The 16,841-nt window shown below is 58.0% G+C and carries 16 protein-coding genes and 2 pseudogenes; 13 read left to right on the forward strand and 5 right to left on the reverse strand.

Annotated features, from left to right (window positions below; translation table 11 throughout):
* Together moaA and ROLI_RS05935 are read right to left on the reverse strand one after the other, a co-directional pair.
* Positions 1 to 1,008: a GTP 3',8-cyclase MoaA gene (gene moaA, locus ROLI_RS05930; protein WP_187428766.1), complete on the reverse strand. Its 1,008-nt coding sequence runs from the start codon at positions 1,006 to 1,008 to the stop codon at positions 1 to 3.
* A gap of 470 nt (positions 1,009 to 1,478) precedes the next feature.
* Complete coding sequence (locus ROLI_RS05935; protein ID WP_187428701.1) at positions 1,479 to 2,033, reverse strand: pyridoxamine 5'-phosphate oxidase family protein; 555 nt, start codon at positions 2,031 to 2,033, stop codon at positions 1,479 to 1,481.
* Positions 2,034 to 2,233: 200 nt separating this feature from the next.
* Between ROLI_RS05935 and ROLI_RS05940 the strand changes: the two genes are divergently transcribed.
* A complete protein-coding gene (locus ROLI_RS05940; RefSeq protein ID WP_222869382.1) occupies positions 2,234 to 2,419 on the forward strand; it encodes a hypothetical protein in 186 nt (61 codons plus the stop codon).
* A 48-nt stretch (positions 2,420 to 2,467) separates the two neighbouring features.
* Positions 2,468 to 2,614, forward strand: a pseudogene (locus ROLI_RS23795) (NYN domain-containing protein); the annotation flags it as partial.
* Positions 2,615 to 3,572: 958 nt separating this feature from the next.
* Here ROLI_RS23795 and glmS read toward each other — a convergent pair.
* Positions 3,573 to 5,393: a glutamine--fructose-6-phosphate transaminase (isomerizing) gene (gene glmS / locus ROLI_RS05945; protein WP_187428698.1), complete on the reverse strand. Its 1,821-nt coding sequence runs from the start codon at positions 5,391 to 5,393 to the stop codon at positions 3,573 to 3,575.
* Positions 5,394 to 5,395: 2 nt separating this feature from the next.
* On the reverse strand, positions 5,396 to 6,748 hold the full coding sequence (glmU, locus tag ROLI_RS05950) for a bifunctional UDP-N-acetylglucosamine diphosphorylase/glucosamine-1-phosphate N-acetyltransferase GlmU (RefSeq protein WP_187428697.1): 1,353 nt from the start codon (positions 6,746 to 6,748) through the stop codon (positions 5,396 to 5,398).
* 139 nt (positions 6,749 to 6,887) lie between these two features.
* Here glmU and ROLI_RS05955 point away from each other — a divergent pair, with 139 nt between their 5' ends.
* From ROLI_RS05955 to ROLI_RS06005, 11 genes are all read left to right on the forward strand, one after another.
* Complete coding sequence (locus ROLI_RS05955) at positions 6,888 to 7,553, forward strand: HAD-IIIA family hydrolase (protein WP_187428696.1); 666 nt, start codon at positions 6,888 to 6,890, stop codon at positions 7,551 to 7,553.
* A 47-nt stretch (positions 7,554 to 7,600) separates the two neighbouring features.
* A complete protein-coding gene (locus ROLI_RS05960) occupies positions 7,601 to 8,809 on the forward strand; it encodes a DegT/DnrJ/EryC1/StrS aminotransferase family protein (RefSeq protein ID WP_187428695.1) in 1,209 nt (402 codons plus the stop codon).
* 97 nt (positions 8,810 to 8,906) lie between these two features.
* Positions 8,907 to 9,578, forward strand: coding sequence for a lysozyme inhibitor LprI family protein (locus ROLI_RS05965; RefSeq protein WP_262386390.1), 672 nt, complete (start codon positions 8,907 to 8,909; stop codon positions 9,576 to 9,578).
* Positions 9,578 to 9,898 (forward strand): hypothetical protein, encoded by a 321-nt coding sequence (locus tag ROLI_RS05970; RefSeq protein WP_187428694.1) that lies wholly within the window; start codon positions 9,578 to 9,580, stop codon positions 9,896 to 9,898. Before ROLI_RS05965 ends, ROLI_RS05970 begins: the two co-directional genes overlap by 1 nt.
* Positions 9,899 to 10,772: 874 nt before the next feature.
* Positions 10,773 to 11,438 (forward strand): glutathione S-transferase family protein, encoded by a 666-nt coding sequence (locus ROLI_RS05975; protein WP_187428693.1) that lies wholly within the window; start codon positions 10,773 to 10,775, stop codon positions 11,436 to 11,438.
* A 30-nt stretch (positions 11,439 to 11,468) separates the two neighbouring features.
* A complete protein-coding gene (locus tag ROLI_RS05980; protein WP_187428692.1) occupies positions 11,469 to 12,326 on the forward strand; it encodes a hydroxymethylglutaryl-CoA lyase in 858 nt (285 codons plus the stop codon).
* A 481-nt stretch (positions 12,327 to 12,807) separates the two neighbouring features.
* Positions 12,808 to 13,545 (forward strand): phosphatidylserine decarboxylase, encoded by a 738-nt coding sequence (locus ROLI_RS05985; RefSeq protein ID WP_316247400.1) that lies wholly within the window; start codon positions 12,808 to 12,810, stop codon positions 13,543 to 13,545.
* A 3-nt stretch (positions 13,546 to 13,548) separates the two neighbouring features.
* Entirely contained in the window at positions 13,549 to 14,295 is a 747-nt protein-coding gene (pssA, locus tag ROLI_RS05990; protein WP_187428690.1) for a CDP-diacylglycerol--serine O-phosphatidyltransferase, read from the forward strand.
* A gap of 110 nt (positions 14,296 to 14,405) precedes the next feature.
* Positions 14,406 to 14,840: a hypothetical protein gene (locus ROLI_RS05995; protein WP_187428689.1), complete on the forward strand. Its 435-nt coding sequence runs from the start codon at positions 14,406 to 14,408 to the stop codon at positions 14,838 to 14,840.
* Complete coding sequence (gene tnpB, locus ROLI_RS06000) at positions 14,837 to 15,187, forward strand: IS66 family insertion sequence element accessory protein TnpB (protein ID WP_187428688.1); 351 nt, start codon at positions 14,837 to 14,839, stop codon at positions 15,185 to 15,187. The genes ROLI_RS05995 and tnpB overlap by 4 nt, the downstream gene beginning before the upstream one ends.
* A 31-nt stretch (positions 15,188 to 15,218) precedes the next feature.
* Positions 15,219 to 15,803 carry a metallophosphoesterase gene (locus tag ROLI_RS06005; protein WP_262386389.1) on the forward strand — a complete coding sequence of 195 codons (585 nt, stop codon included), beginning with the start codon at positions 15,219 to 15,221 and terminating at the stop codon, positions 15,801 to 15,803.
* Positions 15,804 to 15,899: 96 nt separating this feature from the next.
* On the opposite strand, the pseudogene ROLI_RS06010 reads toward ROLI_RS06005, so the two are convergent.
* Positions 15,900 to 16,808, reverse strand: a pseudogene (locus ROLI_RS06010) (IS30 family transposase); the annotation flags it as partial.
* Positions 16,809 to 16,841: the final 33 nt, after the last annotated feature.

A 16,841-nucleotide genomic window follows, 5' to 3' on the forward strand; every position in this document is an offset into this window, starting at 1 on the left:
TCAGCCGCCCGTGTGGCTCATGTGCCGTGGCATTTGCCCATCCAGACGCTGGCGCGAATAGTCGAAATCATGCCCCTTGGGTTTAAGTCTGATCGCGGCGCGGATCGCATCTTCGAGCGGACCGTTATCGCCCGGATGCGCCCGCAGGGGCGCGCGCAAATCGGTGGCGTCTTCCTGACCCAGACACATGAATATCTCGCCGGTGCAGGTCAGCCGCACGCGGTTACAGCTTTCGCAGAAATTATGGCTGAGCGGGGTGATGAAACCAATCTTCTGACCGGTTTCCTCAAGGCGCACATAGCGGGCAGGGCCGCCGCTGCGTTCCGCCAGATCGGTGACGGTATAATGCGCACCATACTGCGCGCGAACGTCCTTGAGGGACCAATATTGCCCCAAACGGTCCTCATTTCCGATATCGCCCATCGGCATCACTTCGATCCAGGTCAGATCAATGTCGCGCTTTGCGCACCACTCTGTAATAAAAGGCAATTCGGCCTCATTAAAGCCCTTGAGCGCCACCGCGTTCAGCTTGACGCGCATCCCCACAGCCTGGGCGGCATCAATCCCGCGCAACACCTGTGGCAGGCGGCCCCAACGGGTAATCTTCGCGAATTTGTCTTCATCAAGCGTGTCCAGAGACACATTCACTCGCCGCACGCCCGCCGCATATAGGTCCTTGGCAAAACGTTCCAGCTGGCTGCCGTTTGTGGTGAGCGTGAGTTCCTTGAGAGCGCCGCTTTCCAGATGCCGGCTCATGCTTTGGAAAAACGTCATGATCCCCTTGCGCACCAGAGGCTCGCCGCCGGTAATGCGCAGCTTTTCAACGCCCAACCCCACGAAGGTGGAACACATTCGGTCCAGCTCTTCGAGCGTCAACAGCTCCTTTTTCGGCAGAAAAGTCATATTTTCGGACATGCAATAGACGCAACGAAAATCACAGCGATCTGTTACCGATACCCTCAGGTAGGTAATCGCGCGGGCAAATGGATCAATCAATGGCTCACTCATGCGCCTATAGGTAATGCGCCGGGGCAGGCGCAGCAAGAGGTTTACGCCGTTGCGCGCGCCAACAGCTTTTGTTTTCGCCTGAAGCATTGCACAGGGGTCTCTTTTGGTAGGCGGTTTTTCCATCCGGCGGGCGGCGCAGACCTGAACCGCTTGAACGTGGGGCGGGGACACGGGTGCATGTTCTGTGACAGGCCTTGGCATCGCGATTATCGCTGTACGAGAGGTTTTGAAGCAGAGCAAGGGAATGGAACGCCGGTTTGCGGTCCAGCCTTCCGTGACGCTGCGCACACCGGGGCCAACAGTCGCCTTGCTCGGGCAGGCATCAGACCCCGTGGCGGGCAAATCGATTTTGTTTCGGCGGAGCCTGATTATGGGTCCCGCCACTGGGGGAGCCCCACGTCCTTGGCTATGATGTATGTTTCGCAGGGTCATGCCGCGGATCGACGGGATGTCGGTTTACCCCCGTGATCCTACGTCTGATCTGTGTCGAGAATATGCGTTGGAATGCCGTCGATGGTGTGCCGGTTGCGGGTGTCCCAATATTGCGCGATGCCGTCTGGACCCTTCTGCGCTGCCCACTGGCTCAGGACGTCCCTTTCACCGGCATATTCCATGAAGGGCACCGCATAGCCACAGCTCGTCTGAACAATGTCGACGGTCACATCATAAATCTGGCGCGCACCGTCCGAGGCCGGGAACAGCGCATTGAGGGCGGCAAAATCGGCGTCGCGCGGATGCAGCGTGCGCCCGGTCCCATAGGTGCGCAAGATCATCGGTTTGGTCTCAAACCCGCACCACATAAGCGTCATGCGGTTGAGTTGCGCCAGATGCCCCGCCGTCTCGTTGCCTGATCCTGTCAGGTTGCGCCACACGATCCGGTTGGGGTCGAGAACGCGTAAGGAGTCCATGCCTTTGGGTGAAATATTGACCTGCCCTGAGGCTGCGGCGGAGCCGACAAAGAAGATATGCTGTGCCTGAATGAACCGGATCAATACGTCGCTGAGTTGATGGAATTGTTTGGCCATTCGCTATTCAACTTATAGGACTGTGAAAGTGGAAACTGTGTGTTGGATAAGCCTGTTTAGAACGCTCTGATCCAATTTCCGGTGTTTCATTTTGGATTTTTCGGGAACGTCTGTCTTCATTTTCACCGGCACTTGGTATCAAGGGTTCCACTTTTATACAGCGCCATAATGGCTGTGACTATAGTGGAAAGCAACAAGCTTTGTCTCGCCCAAATTCTGCCAAATTGGCCTTTTATATAGAGATTATTGAAGGGAAGTTTTTTGAGGGTGTCATGGTCAAGCGGGTTGCTGTTTTTGTAGATGGTGAGAACATCAGTTTTGATCACGCCGAAGCGGTTTATCAAGTTGCAAAAGGCAATGGACCCGTGCACGTGCAGCGGGTCTAAGGCAACGCAACGATCCTACCAGGCTGGCAGGAAACACCGGTTTATAAATTGCTCCATTCTGGGACCGGCAAAAATGCGACAGACTTGTTGCTCTCCATTGAAGCCGTCGAATTTTGTCTCATTGAGCAGTTTTCAACCTTAGTGATTGTGAGCTTGGATGGAGATTTCACACATCTCGCAACTCGGTTGCGCGAACGGGGCTTGACAGCAAACAAGCGCAGTTGGAGGTTTAGTTTGTGCTTTTTTTACCTACGCAACGTCCAAGGCTACGGCTGGAATCACAAACGCGTCTACGCGCGCCATGAGACCTCGCTTGTCTACAGTGGTGAACACATGGCCAAAGAGATTGAACGATTTCGTGAGAATCTCGGACGACGAAGTGGGGAGTAGTTATCTGTCACTGTGTGGAACCTGTGCTACCTTTGGTAGCAGTCTAATTTTCTGCGGTTTCAATTCTTCCGCTATCAAAACAGCGAAGAAATGTTGGGCTCAGTACGTTTGATTGTTGCAAGGCACTGCCCATTTCGACCGAGACGGCACCGTGTTCCAATGTCGGTAATCCAGCGCATACGGCTGGCTACTTCTTCAGGGCCTGATGAATGGGCTTTTTGCGTCGCCAAGTCTCCTGGATGCGGTCGAAAACTCCTAGTTTGGCGAAGGTTTTTTTGAATGCTTCGCACTGCCGTTGTCTTCGGATCTGAGTAGTTGGGATCGGGCGTTGAGTGCCAGGAAGTCGGAAAGCCTCGAGATATCGTCCATAGATAGAATTGGGCCATCAACAAGCTCTTTATCAAAATCTCTAAATTTCGAATCCGCCTATATGTGCGCCATACCAATTAATCGCAGAACTTTTACTTGTGTGTTCGCTGCAAGGCCCGCGACGACATATTCGGAAGTCACAAAAACATTAGGTCAGAAGGCCGGCTGACCATACCGGTTTAGCATCAATACAATTTCTGCACCGGTTCTCGAGCGAAATTCTTTGGTTTTGACATATAGCATGTTTCCGCGACCGGCGATGCCTCAATAAGTCTCAGATGGCCCATTAAGCAGTTTACGACATGTTTTTCAGAAATAGGTATAAAAATACTTTAAAAACATATAGTTGTAATAAAAAATTGGCAACAAGTTGCCATTTCTCCCGCATCTCTCTCTACTCCACTGTCACGGATTTCGCCAGATTGCGCGGCTGATCGACATCCGTGCCCTTGGCCACTGCCGTGTGATAGGCCAGCAATTGCGCCGGGATGGCATAGAGCAGCGGGGTCAGCGCGTCGGGAACGCTCGGCAATTCGATCGTGGCAAACGCCCCCTCGCCAGCGGCCTCGATACCTGCACGATCTGAGATCAGGATGACGCGCCCCTTGCGGGCCATGACCTCCTGCATATTGCTCACAGTCTTGTCAAAAAGATTGTCGCGCGGGGCCATCACAACCACCGGAACCGCCTTGTCGATCAAGGCGATGGGCCCGTGTTTCAATTCGCCTGAGGCATAGGCCTCGGCGTGTATATAGCTGATTTCCTTTAACTTTAACGCCCCCTCCAGCGCCAGCGGGTACATCAGGCCGCGCCCCAGAAATAAGACATCGCGCGCTTCGGCCAATTTGAGCGAGGCCTTTTGCATCTGCGCATTGGCCTCAAGGGCCGTGCTGAGCACGCTGGGCATGCTGCGCAGCGCGGAGAGGTGATCGGCCAGCGCATCACCGTCCATCTCGCCCCGATCGCGCGCGGCCTTCAGTGCCAAAAGAAACAACACGACAAGCTGACAGGTGAAGGCCTTTGTCGAGGCGACGCCCACTTCCACACCGGCATGGATGGGCAGGACCAGATCGCTTTCCCGCGCGATTGAGCTTTCGGGTACATTGACGACACAGACGATACGATCTGCCTTGCCCTCACAATAACGCAGGGCGGCCAGCGTGTCGGCAGTCTCTCCGGACTGGCTGACGAACAGGGCCGTGGTGCGGGCCGGGATCGGCGGTTCGCGGTAGCGGAATTCCGAGGCCACATCGACGTCCACGGGGATGCGCGCGATCTGCTCAAACCAGTATTTCGCCGTGAGACAAGCGTAATATGCCGTGCCGCAGGCCACCAGTGTCAGCCGGTCCAGTGTTGCAAAATCCAGACCGGGATCGGGCAGGGTGATATTGCCCTCATGATCAATGTAATTGCCAATGGCCTGTCCGATGACCGTGGGTTGTTCGGCAATTTCCTTGGCCATGAAGTGTTTGTGACCGGCCTTGTCGATGCGTGTATCATCAAGCCGTACGGTCTTGATGGGGCGGTTTGCCAGCACCTCGTTGATGTCACGAATTTCCAAAGAGGTGCGGGTCACGATCGCGCGGTCGCCCTCTTCGAGGTAGCTGATCCGGTCCGTCAGGGGCGAAAGCGCAATGGCATCCGAGCCCACGAACATTTCGCCGTCACCATGCCCGATGGCGAGCGGCGAGCCCTTGCGTGCGGCAAAGATCAAATCATCTTCTCCTGAAAACAGGAAGGCCAGCGCAAATGCCCCCTCCAGCCGGTCAAGCGCCTTGTTCGCCGCCTCCACAGGCGTCATACCATCCGCCATATAATGCTCGGTCAGAAGGGCAACCGTTTCGGTGTCGGTTTCGGTCACGAATTGAATGCCAAGGCCCGTCAGTTCCGCTCTCAGATCCCGAAAATTCTCGATGATCCCGTTATGGACCACCGCCACACGGCCCGCCTGATGCGGGTGGGCGTTTGTAACGGTGGGTGCGCCATGAGTGGCCCAGCGGGTATGACCAATGCCCGATTTCCCGGCCAGCGGTTCATGCACCAGAAGATCCGACAGGTTCACCAGCTTTCCAACCGCGCGGCGCCGGTCGAGAACCCCGTCCTCCACCGTTGCAATGCCCGCGCTGTCATAGCCGCGATATTCAAGGCGCTTGAGCGCCTCCACAAGGATCGGTGCGGCTTCGTGATTGCCCAGCACCCCAACAATTCCGCACATTTTCAGCTGCTCCTTTGGAGTTTGGCCTTCTTGGCTTTGAGAATTTGCAACAATTTTGCTGCTCTGCCCGGTTTTTCGATTTGCGGGGCGCGCGCGAGGGCCAGCGCGTCTGCGTCGACGTCGGATGTGATCACCGACCCGCTGCCCGTCATCGCGCCATCGCCGATCTGAACAGGAGCCACCAGCATGGTGTTGGACCCGATAAAGGCATTGTCGCCGATCACCGTGTGATGCTTCATCACCCCGTCATAATTGCAGGTGATGGTGCCCGCGCCAACATTCGTGCTCCGGCCCAGCGTCGCATCGCCGATATAGCTGAGATGGTTGACCTTGCTGTTCTCGCCAATGCGCGCGTTCTTGATTTCCACGAAATTCCCAACCCGCGTGTTCTCGCTCAGCTCCGTTCCGGGGCGCAGGCGCGCATAAGGCCCCACGACCGCGCCGCGCGCCACATGACAGCCTTCCAGATGCGAAAACGCACGCACCGTGACGCCGGATTCCACCGTGACACCGGGGCCGAATACGACGTTGGGTTCCACCACCGTGTCCCGCCCGATGACAGTGTCAAAGGCAAAATGAACCGTTTCGGGTGCAGGCATCGTCACCCCGTCCTCAAAGGCCAATGCCCGCGCGCGGCGTTGGAACGCGGCCTCGGCTCCGGCAAGTTCCGCCCGCGTATTGATGCCCAGCGTTTCGCTTTCCTCGCAGCGCACGACGCTCGCGTTCAGCCCCTTTGCACGCGCCAATGCGACAATATCCGTCAGATAATATTCCCCGGCCGCATTGTCGTTTTCAACAGCGTCGATCAGATCGAACAGCGTGGCCGCGTGACAGGCAATAACGCCACTGTTGCACAGGGGGATGGCGCGCTCAGAGGAGGTCGCGTCCTTGAACTCGACAATGCGCTCAAGGTGCTCGCCCTGCATCACCAGACGCCCATAGCGTCCGGGATCCGCGGCCTCAAAGCCCAGGATCACCACATCGCTGTCAACCTGCGCCGCAACCATCTGCTCCAGCGTTGCGGGGCGCACGAAAGGCGTGTCCCCGAACAACACAATGGCGGTGCCGTCAAACCCGGCGAGCGCCGCGCGCGCCTGTGCGGCGGCATGGGCTGTGCCAAGCTGCTCTGTCTGCTCCACGACCTGCGCCGTTTCATCATGCGCCAGCGCCGCCCTGCGCACCATATCGGCCCCATGCCCGGCTACCACGACGGTGTGATCCGGCGCGAGCGATGCGCCCGCCTGCATCGCATGGACGAACAGGGGCGCACCTGCGAGAGGGTGCATGACCTTGGGCAGGTCCGAATTCATCCGGGTGCCTTTGCCGGCGGCAAGGATGACCAATGCGGTTTTCATGTTTTTTCTCTTTGTGTTCTGCTCTGGCCCTGTTTATCGCTCTGGCGGCGCGGCGCAAGCCACGGCCGCATCAAAGATGGTTGCGCCTTGCAACATCGCGTGGCGATGTTTCGCCCAACGAAAAGATCGGGGAACGAAGATGAAAACGGTAATTTTTGACCTGGATGGCACGCTTGCCGATACCAGTGGCGATTTGATCGCAGCGGCCAATCATTGTTTCCGCGCCATGGGAGAGGGGGATGTGCTGGACCCCTCAAAGGATGCCGGGACGGCGCTGCGGGGCGGGCGAGCGATGCTGCGGTTGGGCATGACGCGCTTGGGGCGGGCTGATGACGCGGCGACGCTGGATCGGTATTATCCGGTGTTGCTGGAGGCATATGGGGCCTCGATTGATGTGCATACAAAGCTTTATCCCCACGCCATGGAGGCCGTGGCGCACCTAAAAGACATGGGCTACGGCGTCGGTATTTGCACCAATAAGCCCGAAGCCCTTGCGGAAACGTTACTGCGACGGCTCGGCGTGCGGGATAATTTCATGTCAATGATTGGTGCGGACACGTTGCCCACGCGAAAACCCGACCCTGAACCGCTTTATGAAGCGGCGCGCCGGGCGGGGGGGGATCCGATGCAATGCGTGCTGATCGGCGATTCCGATACGGACCGAAATACCGCCAAAGCGGCCGGGGTGCCTTGTGTGCTGGTGACGTTTGGCCCGGCGGGCGGGGATATGGCGGCGCTGGAGCCTGAGGCATTGCTTCAGGATTTCGCGGATTTGCCGCAGATTGTGGACCGCTTGCTGGCTTGACCACGCGCACGGGGCGCGGCACAGTTCAGCCCATCAAGAGGGGCGATATGACAGAAGTTTTCAAGGGCAGTTTCACCCAGCAGGAACCCATCCCGCGAGCCGGGATCACAGCGGCCATGGCCGTGCTGCAACATGGGCGGTTGCATCGATATAACACCGTCGCTGATGAGATCAGCGAAACCGCTTTGCTGGAGCAGGAATTCGCCGCCACGGTCGGTGCCAAATACTGTCTGGCCGTGGCCTCGGGGGGCTATGCGATGGCGACGGCCCTGCGCGCTGTGGGGGTGAAACCGGGCGATCCGGTGCTCTCCAATGCCTTTACGCTGGCCCCTGTGCCGGGAGCGATTGCGGCGGTGGGGGCGCGTCCTATTTTTGTCGGTGTTACGCAGAGCCTCACGATTGATCTGGACGATCTGGAGGCCAAAATCGGACAGGCCAGCGTCTTGTTGCTCAGCCATATGCGCGGACATATCTGTGATATGGACCGCTTGATGGCGATCTGTGACGGTGCCGGTGTCACGGTGATCGAGGATTGCGCCCACACGATGGGGGCCGCGTGGAACGGCGTGCCATCCGGCCGCTCGGGCGCAGTGGGGTGTTATTCCTGCCAGACCTACAAGCATGTCAATTCCGGCGAGGGCGGTTTTCTGGTCACGGATGACCCGGAAATTGCGGCCCGTTCGATCATGCTCTCGGGGTCCTACATGATGTTTGAACGCCATCTTGCGGGACCGCCCAAGGAGGCCTTTGACAAGATCCGCTATGAAACGCCGAATATTTCGGGCCGTATGGACAACCTGCGCGCGGCGATCCTGCGCCCGCAGGTGGCGGATCTGGCGACGCAATGCGCGCGCTGGAACGAACGGTACGGCGCGCTGGAACAGGGGCTGCGCGACACGCCCGGTCTGACGGTGATCGAGCGACCTGAACAGGAAACCATTGTCGGCTCGTCGATCCAGTTCCTATTGCTGGATTGGGACGCGGGCGATCTGCGCGATGTGCTGGCGCGCTGTGCGGCGCGGGGGGTCGAGCTGAAATGGTTCGGCAATGCCGAGCCTGTGGGGTTCACCAGCCGCTATGACAGCTGGCGATATGCCGATGCGCCCGCCATGCCGGCAACGGATCGCCTGCTTGCGGGCATCGTGGACATGCGGGTGCCTTTGACGTTTTCGCTGGAGGATTGCGCTCTGATTTCCCGGATCATCCGATCAGAGGTGAGTGCTGTATATCAACGACAGGTCAGGGCGGCCCAATAGGCCCCATACCGAACCTGCGCATGTCAGGCTTGGCTGAAAGGCTGGGCCGTGGGGGCTTGAAGGGGTTGTACGTAAACATGCGAAGGAGATTGGCGCGATGCTGAGGGGACCCGAGGCCGATCCACCCCAGGGGGGTGTCGATATGCTATGCCCTAAGGGGCAGGGCGGCGCAAAAAACGACGACGCGGTGGCACGGCTTTGCGAGAACGGGCCTCGGCCGGGGGGGTGGCAACAGATGGGCTTTAAAGGCATGATCCGCTTCTGGAAAGGCATGATCCGCTTCTGGACCCTTTTTATACTGGCGCTTCCCCTACCGCTCGCGGCGCAGGATATCGCCTATTCGGACAGGCAAACCCAAAGCTGTCTTGATCGCCTGAGCGATGATGCCGCCCTCTCGGATTGTGTCGGATTATCGGCAAATGGCTGTATGGAGGCGAACGCTGCGGGTTATACGACGGTCGGTATGGTCGGGTGCCTTGAGGGAGAGCTCATGCTCTGGGAGTCTCTGCTGAATGCTGCGTACCAGAAGGTTCTGCGGCAGGCAAAGGCGACGGAAGCGGAGATGCTTGAGCTTGGGGCAACGGTGCCAAGCATGTCGCAAGCCCTTGTCGCGATGCAGCGCGCCTGGATGCCGTTTCGCGACGCGACCTGCGCCTATGAACGCAGCCTCTGGGGCGGTGGCACTGGCGGTGGGCCCGCGACGCTGCAGTGCCTTCTCGAGCTCACAGCACTCCAAACGGCACGTTTATCGCGCCGGTTTGGGGAGTGATGCCCGCCTGGCTCTGGTGGACCCCGCTGACCTTGCTTGTTGTGGCGCTTGGCATCTGGGGATTTCGCTGGGGCTGGATTGCAGCCACGATCACGGAGACCGATGTGATAAATGCCTATGCGCAACGCTATCTGGACGAGGCCGGTGCGGATGCGCGCGTGACCGATTGTACGGCGATCCCCGGCGATCAGGGACGTATCTGGATCATTATCCGCTGCGTTTCGCCCGAAAGCGGCGGTTTTGAGTATCCGGCAGACCGGTTTGGACGCCTGTTAGACAGGCCGCGGGGTGCCATCCTCCCTGCCGCACCAGAAATATGAAAGCGTAATCGGTACTTTCCGGGGGTGCCGAGGACATTGCGGTGATCAGCCCTGTGCCGCTGGCAGGCTGAGTGCACCGGGTGCGGCACTATTTGGCGTCCGGCGTGTATCGCTAAGCGGTAGGAGGCCATGCGGCTCGCTGGTGCCGAGACATTGCGATCATGCCAATCCCCCGCAGACCAGATGTGCGAACGGGAGGCGTGTGGGGGGATGACATCCAGCGCCGCTTTGGCTGCGGTCGCCAAAATGGTGGCGCAGGGAGTGAGGAGGGTACGACTCTGCGGGGTGTTGGCGGGCCTAATGTGGACGCAGGGGCAGGCGATAGCTGTGTTTTGCAATGACGGGAGGGTAAAAGGCGGCACCTATGCCAATCACGCCGCTTGGTTGGAGGACTACCGGCGCACCGACAACAGCACACTGGCCGCGATCATGCGGCAGGAAGGCTGTCGATTGGTCCTTGCATCACGGAGTTTGCATACCGATCTGGGTTCCCCAAACACCCGCAACAGGGCTGAAAAGGTCGACCAAAACCGCCCCATTCGGCTGGCTCAACGCGTTGCGGAACATTACAAAACTGCACATCTCATGGCCAATATACGTGCAGAGCCAGCCGGTGAGGGCGCTTGAGAATTTTACGCTTGTATTCCATATCATTGCCCCGCAGGACCATCTGTGCCGCCTCTGCGCTGTACTTGTATCACAAGGGCCGCCTGCCGGGCCCGCTCCGGAGCGCACGCCTTGCGGTGCCGGATGGGATGAAAACAGCGCCAGTGCGGCTTGCCGCTGGCGATGATGTGGCCAGAGTGCTGATGCGCAAAGGGATCAGGTCGCAGGGACCGCCGCGCTGATCTGAGTGGAAAAGTAAGGAGACGCCATGATCACGTTACACCATTGTCCGCAAACACGCTCGATGCGAACGCTGTGGTTGCTGCACGAATTGGATGTGCCCTTCCAGCTGCGCAGTTACCCGTTTGATCGCACCCTGCGCACACCGGAGTTTCTCAGCCTGTCCCCTGCGGGGCGCGTGCCAGCGTTGGAAATTGACGGTGAGCGGATGTTTGAGACGGGCGCGATTACCGAGTATCTGTGCGAACGCTACAGCCCCGAGCGGCTGGGCCGGATGCCGGGCAGTCCCAATCGTATGTCCTGGCTGGTCTGGCTGCATTTCTCCGAAACACTGAGCCAGCATACCGCCGCTTTGACCCAGCAGCATATTGCGCTGCGCGAGGATCATATGCGCAGCCCCATCGTGATGAAACTCGAAGCCGCGCGGGTGCGCAAATGCTATGACGCCATCGAGGCGCGGTTGAGCACACCTGTCGAAAACCGCGACTATCTGCTGACGTCGGGGTTTTCGGCGGTGGATATTTCTGTGGGGCAGGCGGTGTATATGGCGCGCCATTTCGCAACACTGAAGGATCATCCCGCCACCGCAGAGTGGTACGAGCGTATCACCGAGCGTGAGAGCTTCAAGGCTTCCCTGCCCAAGGGCGACGGAATTTATGCACAAGACTTTTACGCGCCTTGGCCGTTAGAGTGAGGCGAGCAGCGATCAAGGGGAGGATGCGCGATGAGTTTGGGAACCTGTGAGATATTCGAAGTGGGCCCGCGTGACGGGTTGCAAAACGAAGCGCGCGACATTCCGGTCGGCGAGAAGATCGCGCTGATCGATACGCTGAGTCGGGCGGGGTTACGCCGCATCGAGGCGGGGAGTTTCGTCTCGCCCAAACGGGTGCCGCAAATGGCCGGATCGGGCGAGGTGATGGCGGGCATCCGGCGCGCGGACGGGGTGCGCTACGGCGCGCTCACGCCCAACATGCGCGGGTTTCAGGACGCGCAGGCCGCAGGGGTTGATGAGATTGCCGTTTTTGCTTCCGCGTCTGAGGGCTTTTCGCAGGCCAATATCAACGCCAGCATCGCCGAGAGCCTTGCCCGCTTCGCACCGCTTCTGGAGGAAGCGCGTCACATCGACCTGCCGGTGCGCGGCTATGTGTCCTGTGTGATCGAATGCCCGTATGACGGCGCCGTCGCACCCGCAGCAGTGGCGCAGGTTGCCGACAAGCTCTTTGGCATGGGGTGCTATGAAATCAGCCTGGGGGACACAATAGGGGCGGGAACCCCCGATAGCATCGCGCGCATGTTGCTGGCGGTGCGTGATGTCGTCCCGGTCGGGCGACTGGCGGGGCATTATCATGACACGCATGATCGCGCGATGGCGAATATTGATGCCTCGCTCAGTCTGGGCGTGCGGGTGTTTGATGCGGCGGTTGGCGGGCTCGGAGGATGTCCTTTCGCGCCGGGTGCTGCGGGCAATGTTGCAACCGAAGCTGTGGCTAAACACCTTGCGGCCCTGGGCTATGATACCGGCCTGGATCTGGATGTGATCCAAGAGGCGGCCCAGATGGCGCGCGCCATGCGCCCGGGTTGATCGCGACCCACAGGGCTGGATTTCTGAGGCCCTGTTGCAAGGGTGATGCGCAGAGCGGCCAGCGTCCGGCGAAATCCCATGAGCCCGTGTTTGGGCTGATGGGAGTCTTGTAGATCGTGGCCGGGTCTGGCGCGGCCTGCAAAAACGGGGGACGCGTTGTCGGGATGCGGGTAGGGCTGCAATCCTGCGCAATTTGGCGCAGGCATCCTGCTCCTGTCGCCGTTGCGAGAAAACACGTGATCCGGCTTCTTTGATCGACACGGGCGGAGGCGGTACGCCCCACTGCGGCCCCGGCGGCCCAGAAAAAACCGACATTCTCGGCGAGGGCCTTGCTGCGGTTTTCGAAAACCCAAACCTCGGTCGGTGCTCTTATTCGGTATGATACGCTTTGGTATGCCTGTAGCACGGCACAGTTATGGCGTGCTTTGCGCCTGCGGTCGCGCCGTCGGAGTGCCAATAGGGTATTGTGGCGCGCGACCAGATCGGGCAAGGAAGCCCCCATTCAACGCAAGATTGTGACGCTTATATGAAAATGCACGAAACCTTCATCAAGCCGATGCACCCGGAGGGGCGCAAATTCGTGGCGATTTTCGCGGCCCTGACGGTCGTGCTCTATCTGATCTGGTCCTTTCTGGGGCTTTTGGGCCTACTGCTGACCATCTGGTGTTATTATTTCTTTCGCGATCCCAAACGCGCGACGCCGACCCGCGAAGGGTTGATCGTGAGTCCTGCCGACGGGGTGATTTCCCTGATCGAAAAGGCCGTTCCCCCCCCCGAGTTGGGCATGTCGGACAAAGCCCTGACGCGGGTCAGCGTTTTCATGAATGTGTTCAACTGCCATGTGAACCGTATGCCCATCGGTGGGCGGCTGGCCGCGATCGTCTACCGGCCCGGTAAGTTCTTTAACGCCTCTCTCGATAAGGCCAGCGCGGATAACGAGCGCAACAGCCTGTGCATCGAGATGGCGGATGGGCGTCAGATCGCCGTGGTGCAGATCGCCGGGCTGGTGGCGCGCCGGATCGTTTGTTTCGCCGCGCAGGGTGACAGCTTGCAGACCGGTGCGCGTTTTGGGCTGATCCGCTTTGGCTCGCGTCTGGATGTGTATCTGCCTGAGGGTGTGGCCCCGATGGTCGGTTTGGGTCAGAGCATGGTGGCGGGGGAGACGGTGATTGCCGATCTGACCTGCGATGAGCCGCCGCGCGCTGTGCAGGTGCAATAGACCATGACCGAGCCTCTGCGTGAAAAAGAAACCAAGGTCCGCGTCCTGAGCCTTTTGCCCAATATGCTGACGATTGCAGCGATCTGTGCGGGCCTTACGGCGATCCGTTTTGGGTATGAGGGCAATTTCGACATGGCGGTCAAGCTGATCCTGGCCGCCTGTGTGCTGGATTGTCTGGACGGGCGTCTGGCGCGGCTGATGAACAGCGCCACGCCTTTTGGTGCGGAACTGGATTCGCTGGCGGATTTTCTCAATTTCGGCGTGGCCCCGGTGCTGATCCTGCACAATTGGGCCTTGCAGGATTTTCGCAACGAAGGCTTCATCGCGGTGCTGTGCTATGCCATCTGCTGCGTGTTGCGGCTGGCGCGTTTTAACGTCAGCAGCCGCGAAGAGAAGACCGAACGGGCCAGTGATTATTTCGTCGGCGTGCCCTCTCCGGCGGGCGCGATCCTGGTGATGTTGCCGCTGATCGTGGCGCTGGCCTTTGAAAACCTGCCCGTTACCCCACCGGCGGTCGTGGTGGGCTACATTTGCCTTGTGGGCCTGTTGATGATCAGCCGCGTTCCGACTTATTCCTTCAAGAATCTAGCGATTGACCGGAGCAACACCAAGTTCTTCATGCTCGGGGCGGGGGTGCTGATTGCCGCCCTGCTGATGTATCTCTGGGCGACGGTGGTCATTGTGACGCTGGTCTATATGGCGAGCTTTCTGTGGGCCATGCGCTCGGCACGTCAGCTGAAGTCCCACTGAACCTTCAGCTGTACGGGTTGCACAATAAGCGTTGCATCTGACCCCCGAAAAAGGGGCTTAGCACATTCGATTTGAGAAAATATGATGCCTAAAAAAAGGATACAGGCATCATGAATATTAAAACATTAGGTGCACTCTCACGTGATCAGAAAATCAACAAAGTCTTCCACGCCTTCGGTTATTCAATTCCCGTTGGAAAAGACGGTCGCCGTTTGTGGCCCACAAAATTCAAGCGTGAAATGGCGCAGCGCATGAGATCCGGTACGCTTTCAATCGGTGACGTCCAGAAGACGTGCCAGATTTCGGACAAGACTGCGTACAGCTGGCGGAAGGGGCCTAAGCAAAAGAACTTGGCAAAACGACCAAAGGTCCAAGAACCGACACCAGTGTTTGTCGAAATCAAGGTTCAACATATCGAGCCAGTTGAACAGGCCGAGATCTCTCACATTATTTTCAAACGCGCCGGATGTGAATTGTTGCTGCCGTCCACGTACCCCGTCGCTGGCTTGGTCGGCCTCATCCGTGCATTTGAAAGCCGATTATGATCTCTCCAGCAGGCAACTTCAAATTCTACGTGGCCAGCAAGCCGGTTGACTTCCGAAAGGGGATGGACGACCTCGCAGCGATTTTTCAAAACGAATTTGACCTTGATCCGTTCAGTGGAGCCATCTTCATTTTCCGTTCGAAACGTGCGGATCGGCTCAAGCTGATCGTTTGGGACGGCACGGGCCTTGTGATGACTTACAAACGCATCGAAGGCAAAGGTTTCGAGTGGCCGCGCATTCAGGATGGCATGATCAACATGAACAAATCCCAGTTTGAGGCCTTATTCGAAGGCCTTGGCTGGAAGCGGGTGACCGCCAGAGGTATGCTCCGCCCTATCGCGGTCTGAACCGGGCGGTATTGAGGCCGGATAACACTCCATGGATTGGGATCGCGAGATGACTAATTGGTATACTGCGGATACGCACTTTGGACATGAAAACGTCATTCGGTTTTGTGGTCGCCCGTTCAAATCAGCGTCTCATATGGATGGCATCATGCTCGAAAACATGTGGAAGGTCGTGAATCCGGATGATGATCTGTGGATTATTGGAGATTTAGCATTTGGAGCACCAGCCAAGGATGCCGCCTACCTAGAACAAATCTTTGGCCAATTGCCCGGAGCGCGCAAGCATCTGATCATTGGCAATCACGACAGCGATCTCACCCAGTCGTTGGATTGGACGTCGGTTTCAATGATGGCCGAAGTGCCCGATGGACCGAAAAAGCAGCTAAATACGCTTTGTCACTACCCAATGATCACATGGAACCACGCGAGACGTGAAGCTCTCCAGTTGTTTGGGCATGTACACAATAACTGGCGCGGTTCTCGAAACTCCGTCAATGTCGGTGTCAATGTTTGGGATTTCATGCCGGTTACATACGATGATGTTGCCCGGCGGGCCCGTCAGTTGCCTATCAACAAACATTGGTCAGACGTCGAGTATCGCAAAGAACTCAACTAATTCCCGACATTCGTCGCGATCGGAACGAATTGGCGCAGTGCGGGATGAAGTTAGCTTTCGCTGCGTTTGCTCCAATGGCCGCTTTGCCATTTGGTTTCAACTGGTCGCCGCAACATAGGCTTCAAATTTCTCTGCTGGGGTTTGGTATTGCAAGGTCTTTCTGGGCCGATCGTTAAGCTGGCGTGCAACAGCGCTAAGTTTGGCCTGACTAAAGCCCGATATATCAGTTCCTTTCGGGAAGTATTGGCGCAGAAGTCGGTTAGTATTTTCGTTGCTGCCGCATTGCCAAGGTGACTGAGGGTCGCAAAAATAGACGTCGATCTTAGTTGCCATGGTGAACTTGCGGTGCCCGGCCATCTCCGACCCACGATCCCATGTCAGCGACCGATACAGCTTTTTGGGCAGCTTGCGCGCCTGTTTGATGAGGGTTGTGATAACGCTTTGGGTGTCCTTGTTTTCTACCTTCGCCAGCATCACAAACCGTGAATGCCGCTCGACCAACGTCGCGATGTAGCTGTTGTTGGAGCCGACGATCAAGTCACCCTCTCAGTGTCCCGGCACGGCCCGATCTTCAACCTCAGGAGGGCGTTCACTGATCGGAACTACGTCTTTGATCTTGCGCAATTTGAGCCCCTTTTGAGTTGCATGGCGAGATCGCCTGATTGCACGTGGGCTGCGTAGACATTCCTGCAATTCCTTCTTTAAAACCCCACGGGTTTTGACATAAAGGCTACGGTAGATCGTTTCGTGTGACACGCAGTTTCGCTCTTTATTCGGGTGTTTGCGCTTCAGCCAGCCAGCAATCTGTTGCGGAGACCATTTCCGGCGCAGCTTGCGCGTGATCAACTGGCATAAAGGGTAGTTGAACGAGAGCTTACACGATTTTGGCCGTGTTGTGCAGTCCCACGCGCGCTGATCTGAACGGGCGGCGCCATAGGCTTGGCGTCCACCATTTCTGTTCACCTCTCGACTGATTGTCGAAGGCGACCTGTTCAAGCTTTGAGCTTGATTGAGCGGGAGGAGATTTCCCGTGGGCTC

Origin of the sequence: Roseobacter fucihabitans (assembly GCF_014337925.2) — a bacterium.
In the GTDB taxonomy this organism is placed as follows: Bacteria; Pseudomonadota; Alphaproteobacteria; order Rhodobacterales; family Rhodobacteraceae; genus Roseobacter; species Roseobacter fucihabitans.

Coding starts and splice junctions, on each gene's coding strand:
- moaA (WP_187428766.1), bottom strand. CDS start 1,008: ATGAGTGAGCCATTGATTGATCCATTTGCCCGCGCGATTACCTACCTG.
- ROLI_RS05935 (WP_187428701.1), bottom strand. CDS start 2,033: ATGGCCAAACAATTCCATCAACTCAGCGACGTATTGATCCGGTTCATT.
- glmS (WP_187428698.1), bottom strand. CDS start 5,393: ATGTGCGGAATTGTTGGGGTGCTGGGCAATCACGAAGCCGCACCGATC.
- glmU (WP_187428697.1), bottom strand. CDS start 6,748: ATGAAAACCGCATTGGTCATCCTTGCCGCCGGCAAAGGCACCCGGATG.
- ROLI_RS05955 (WP_187428696.1), top strand. CDS start 6,888: ATGAAAACGGTAATTTTTGACCTGGATGGCACGCTTGCCGATACCAGT.
- ROLI_RS05960 (WP_187428695.1), top strand. CDS start 7,601: ATGACAGAAGTTTTCAAGGGCAGTTTCACCCAGCAGGAACCCATCCCG.
- ROLI_RS05965 (WP_262386390.1), top strand. CDS start 8,907: ATGCTGAGGGGACCCGAGGCCGATCCACCCCAGGGGGGTGTCGATATG.
- ROLI_RS05970 (WP_187428694.1), top strand. CDS start 9,578: ATGCCCGCCTGGCTCTGGTGGACCCCGCTGACCTTGCTTGTTGTGGCG.
- ROLI_RS05975 (WP_187428693.1), top strand. CDS start 10,773: ATGATCACGTTACACCATTGTCCGCAAACACGCTCGATGCGAACGCTG.
- ROLI_RS05980 (WP_187428692.1), top strand. CDS start 11,469: ATGAGTTTGGGAACCTGTGAGATATTCGAAGTGGGCCCGCGTGACGGG.
- pssA (WP_187428690.1), top strand. CDS start 13,549: ATGACCGAGCCTCTGCGTGAAAAAGAAACCAAGGTCCGCGTCCTGAGC.
- ROLI_RS05995 (WP_187428689.1), top strand. CDS start 14,406: ATGAATATTAAAACATTAGGTGCACTCTCACGTGATCAGAAAATCAAC.
- tnpB (WP_187428688.1), top strand. CDS start 14,837: ATGATCTCTCCAGCAGGCAACTTCAAATTCTACGTGGCCAGCAAGCCG.
- ROLI_RS06005 (WP_262386389.1), top strand. CDS start 15,219: ATGGATTGGGATCGCGAGATGACTAATTGGTATACTGCGGATACGCAC.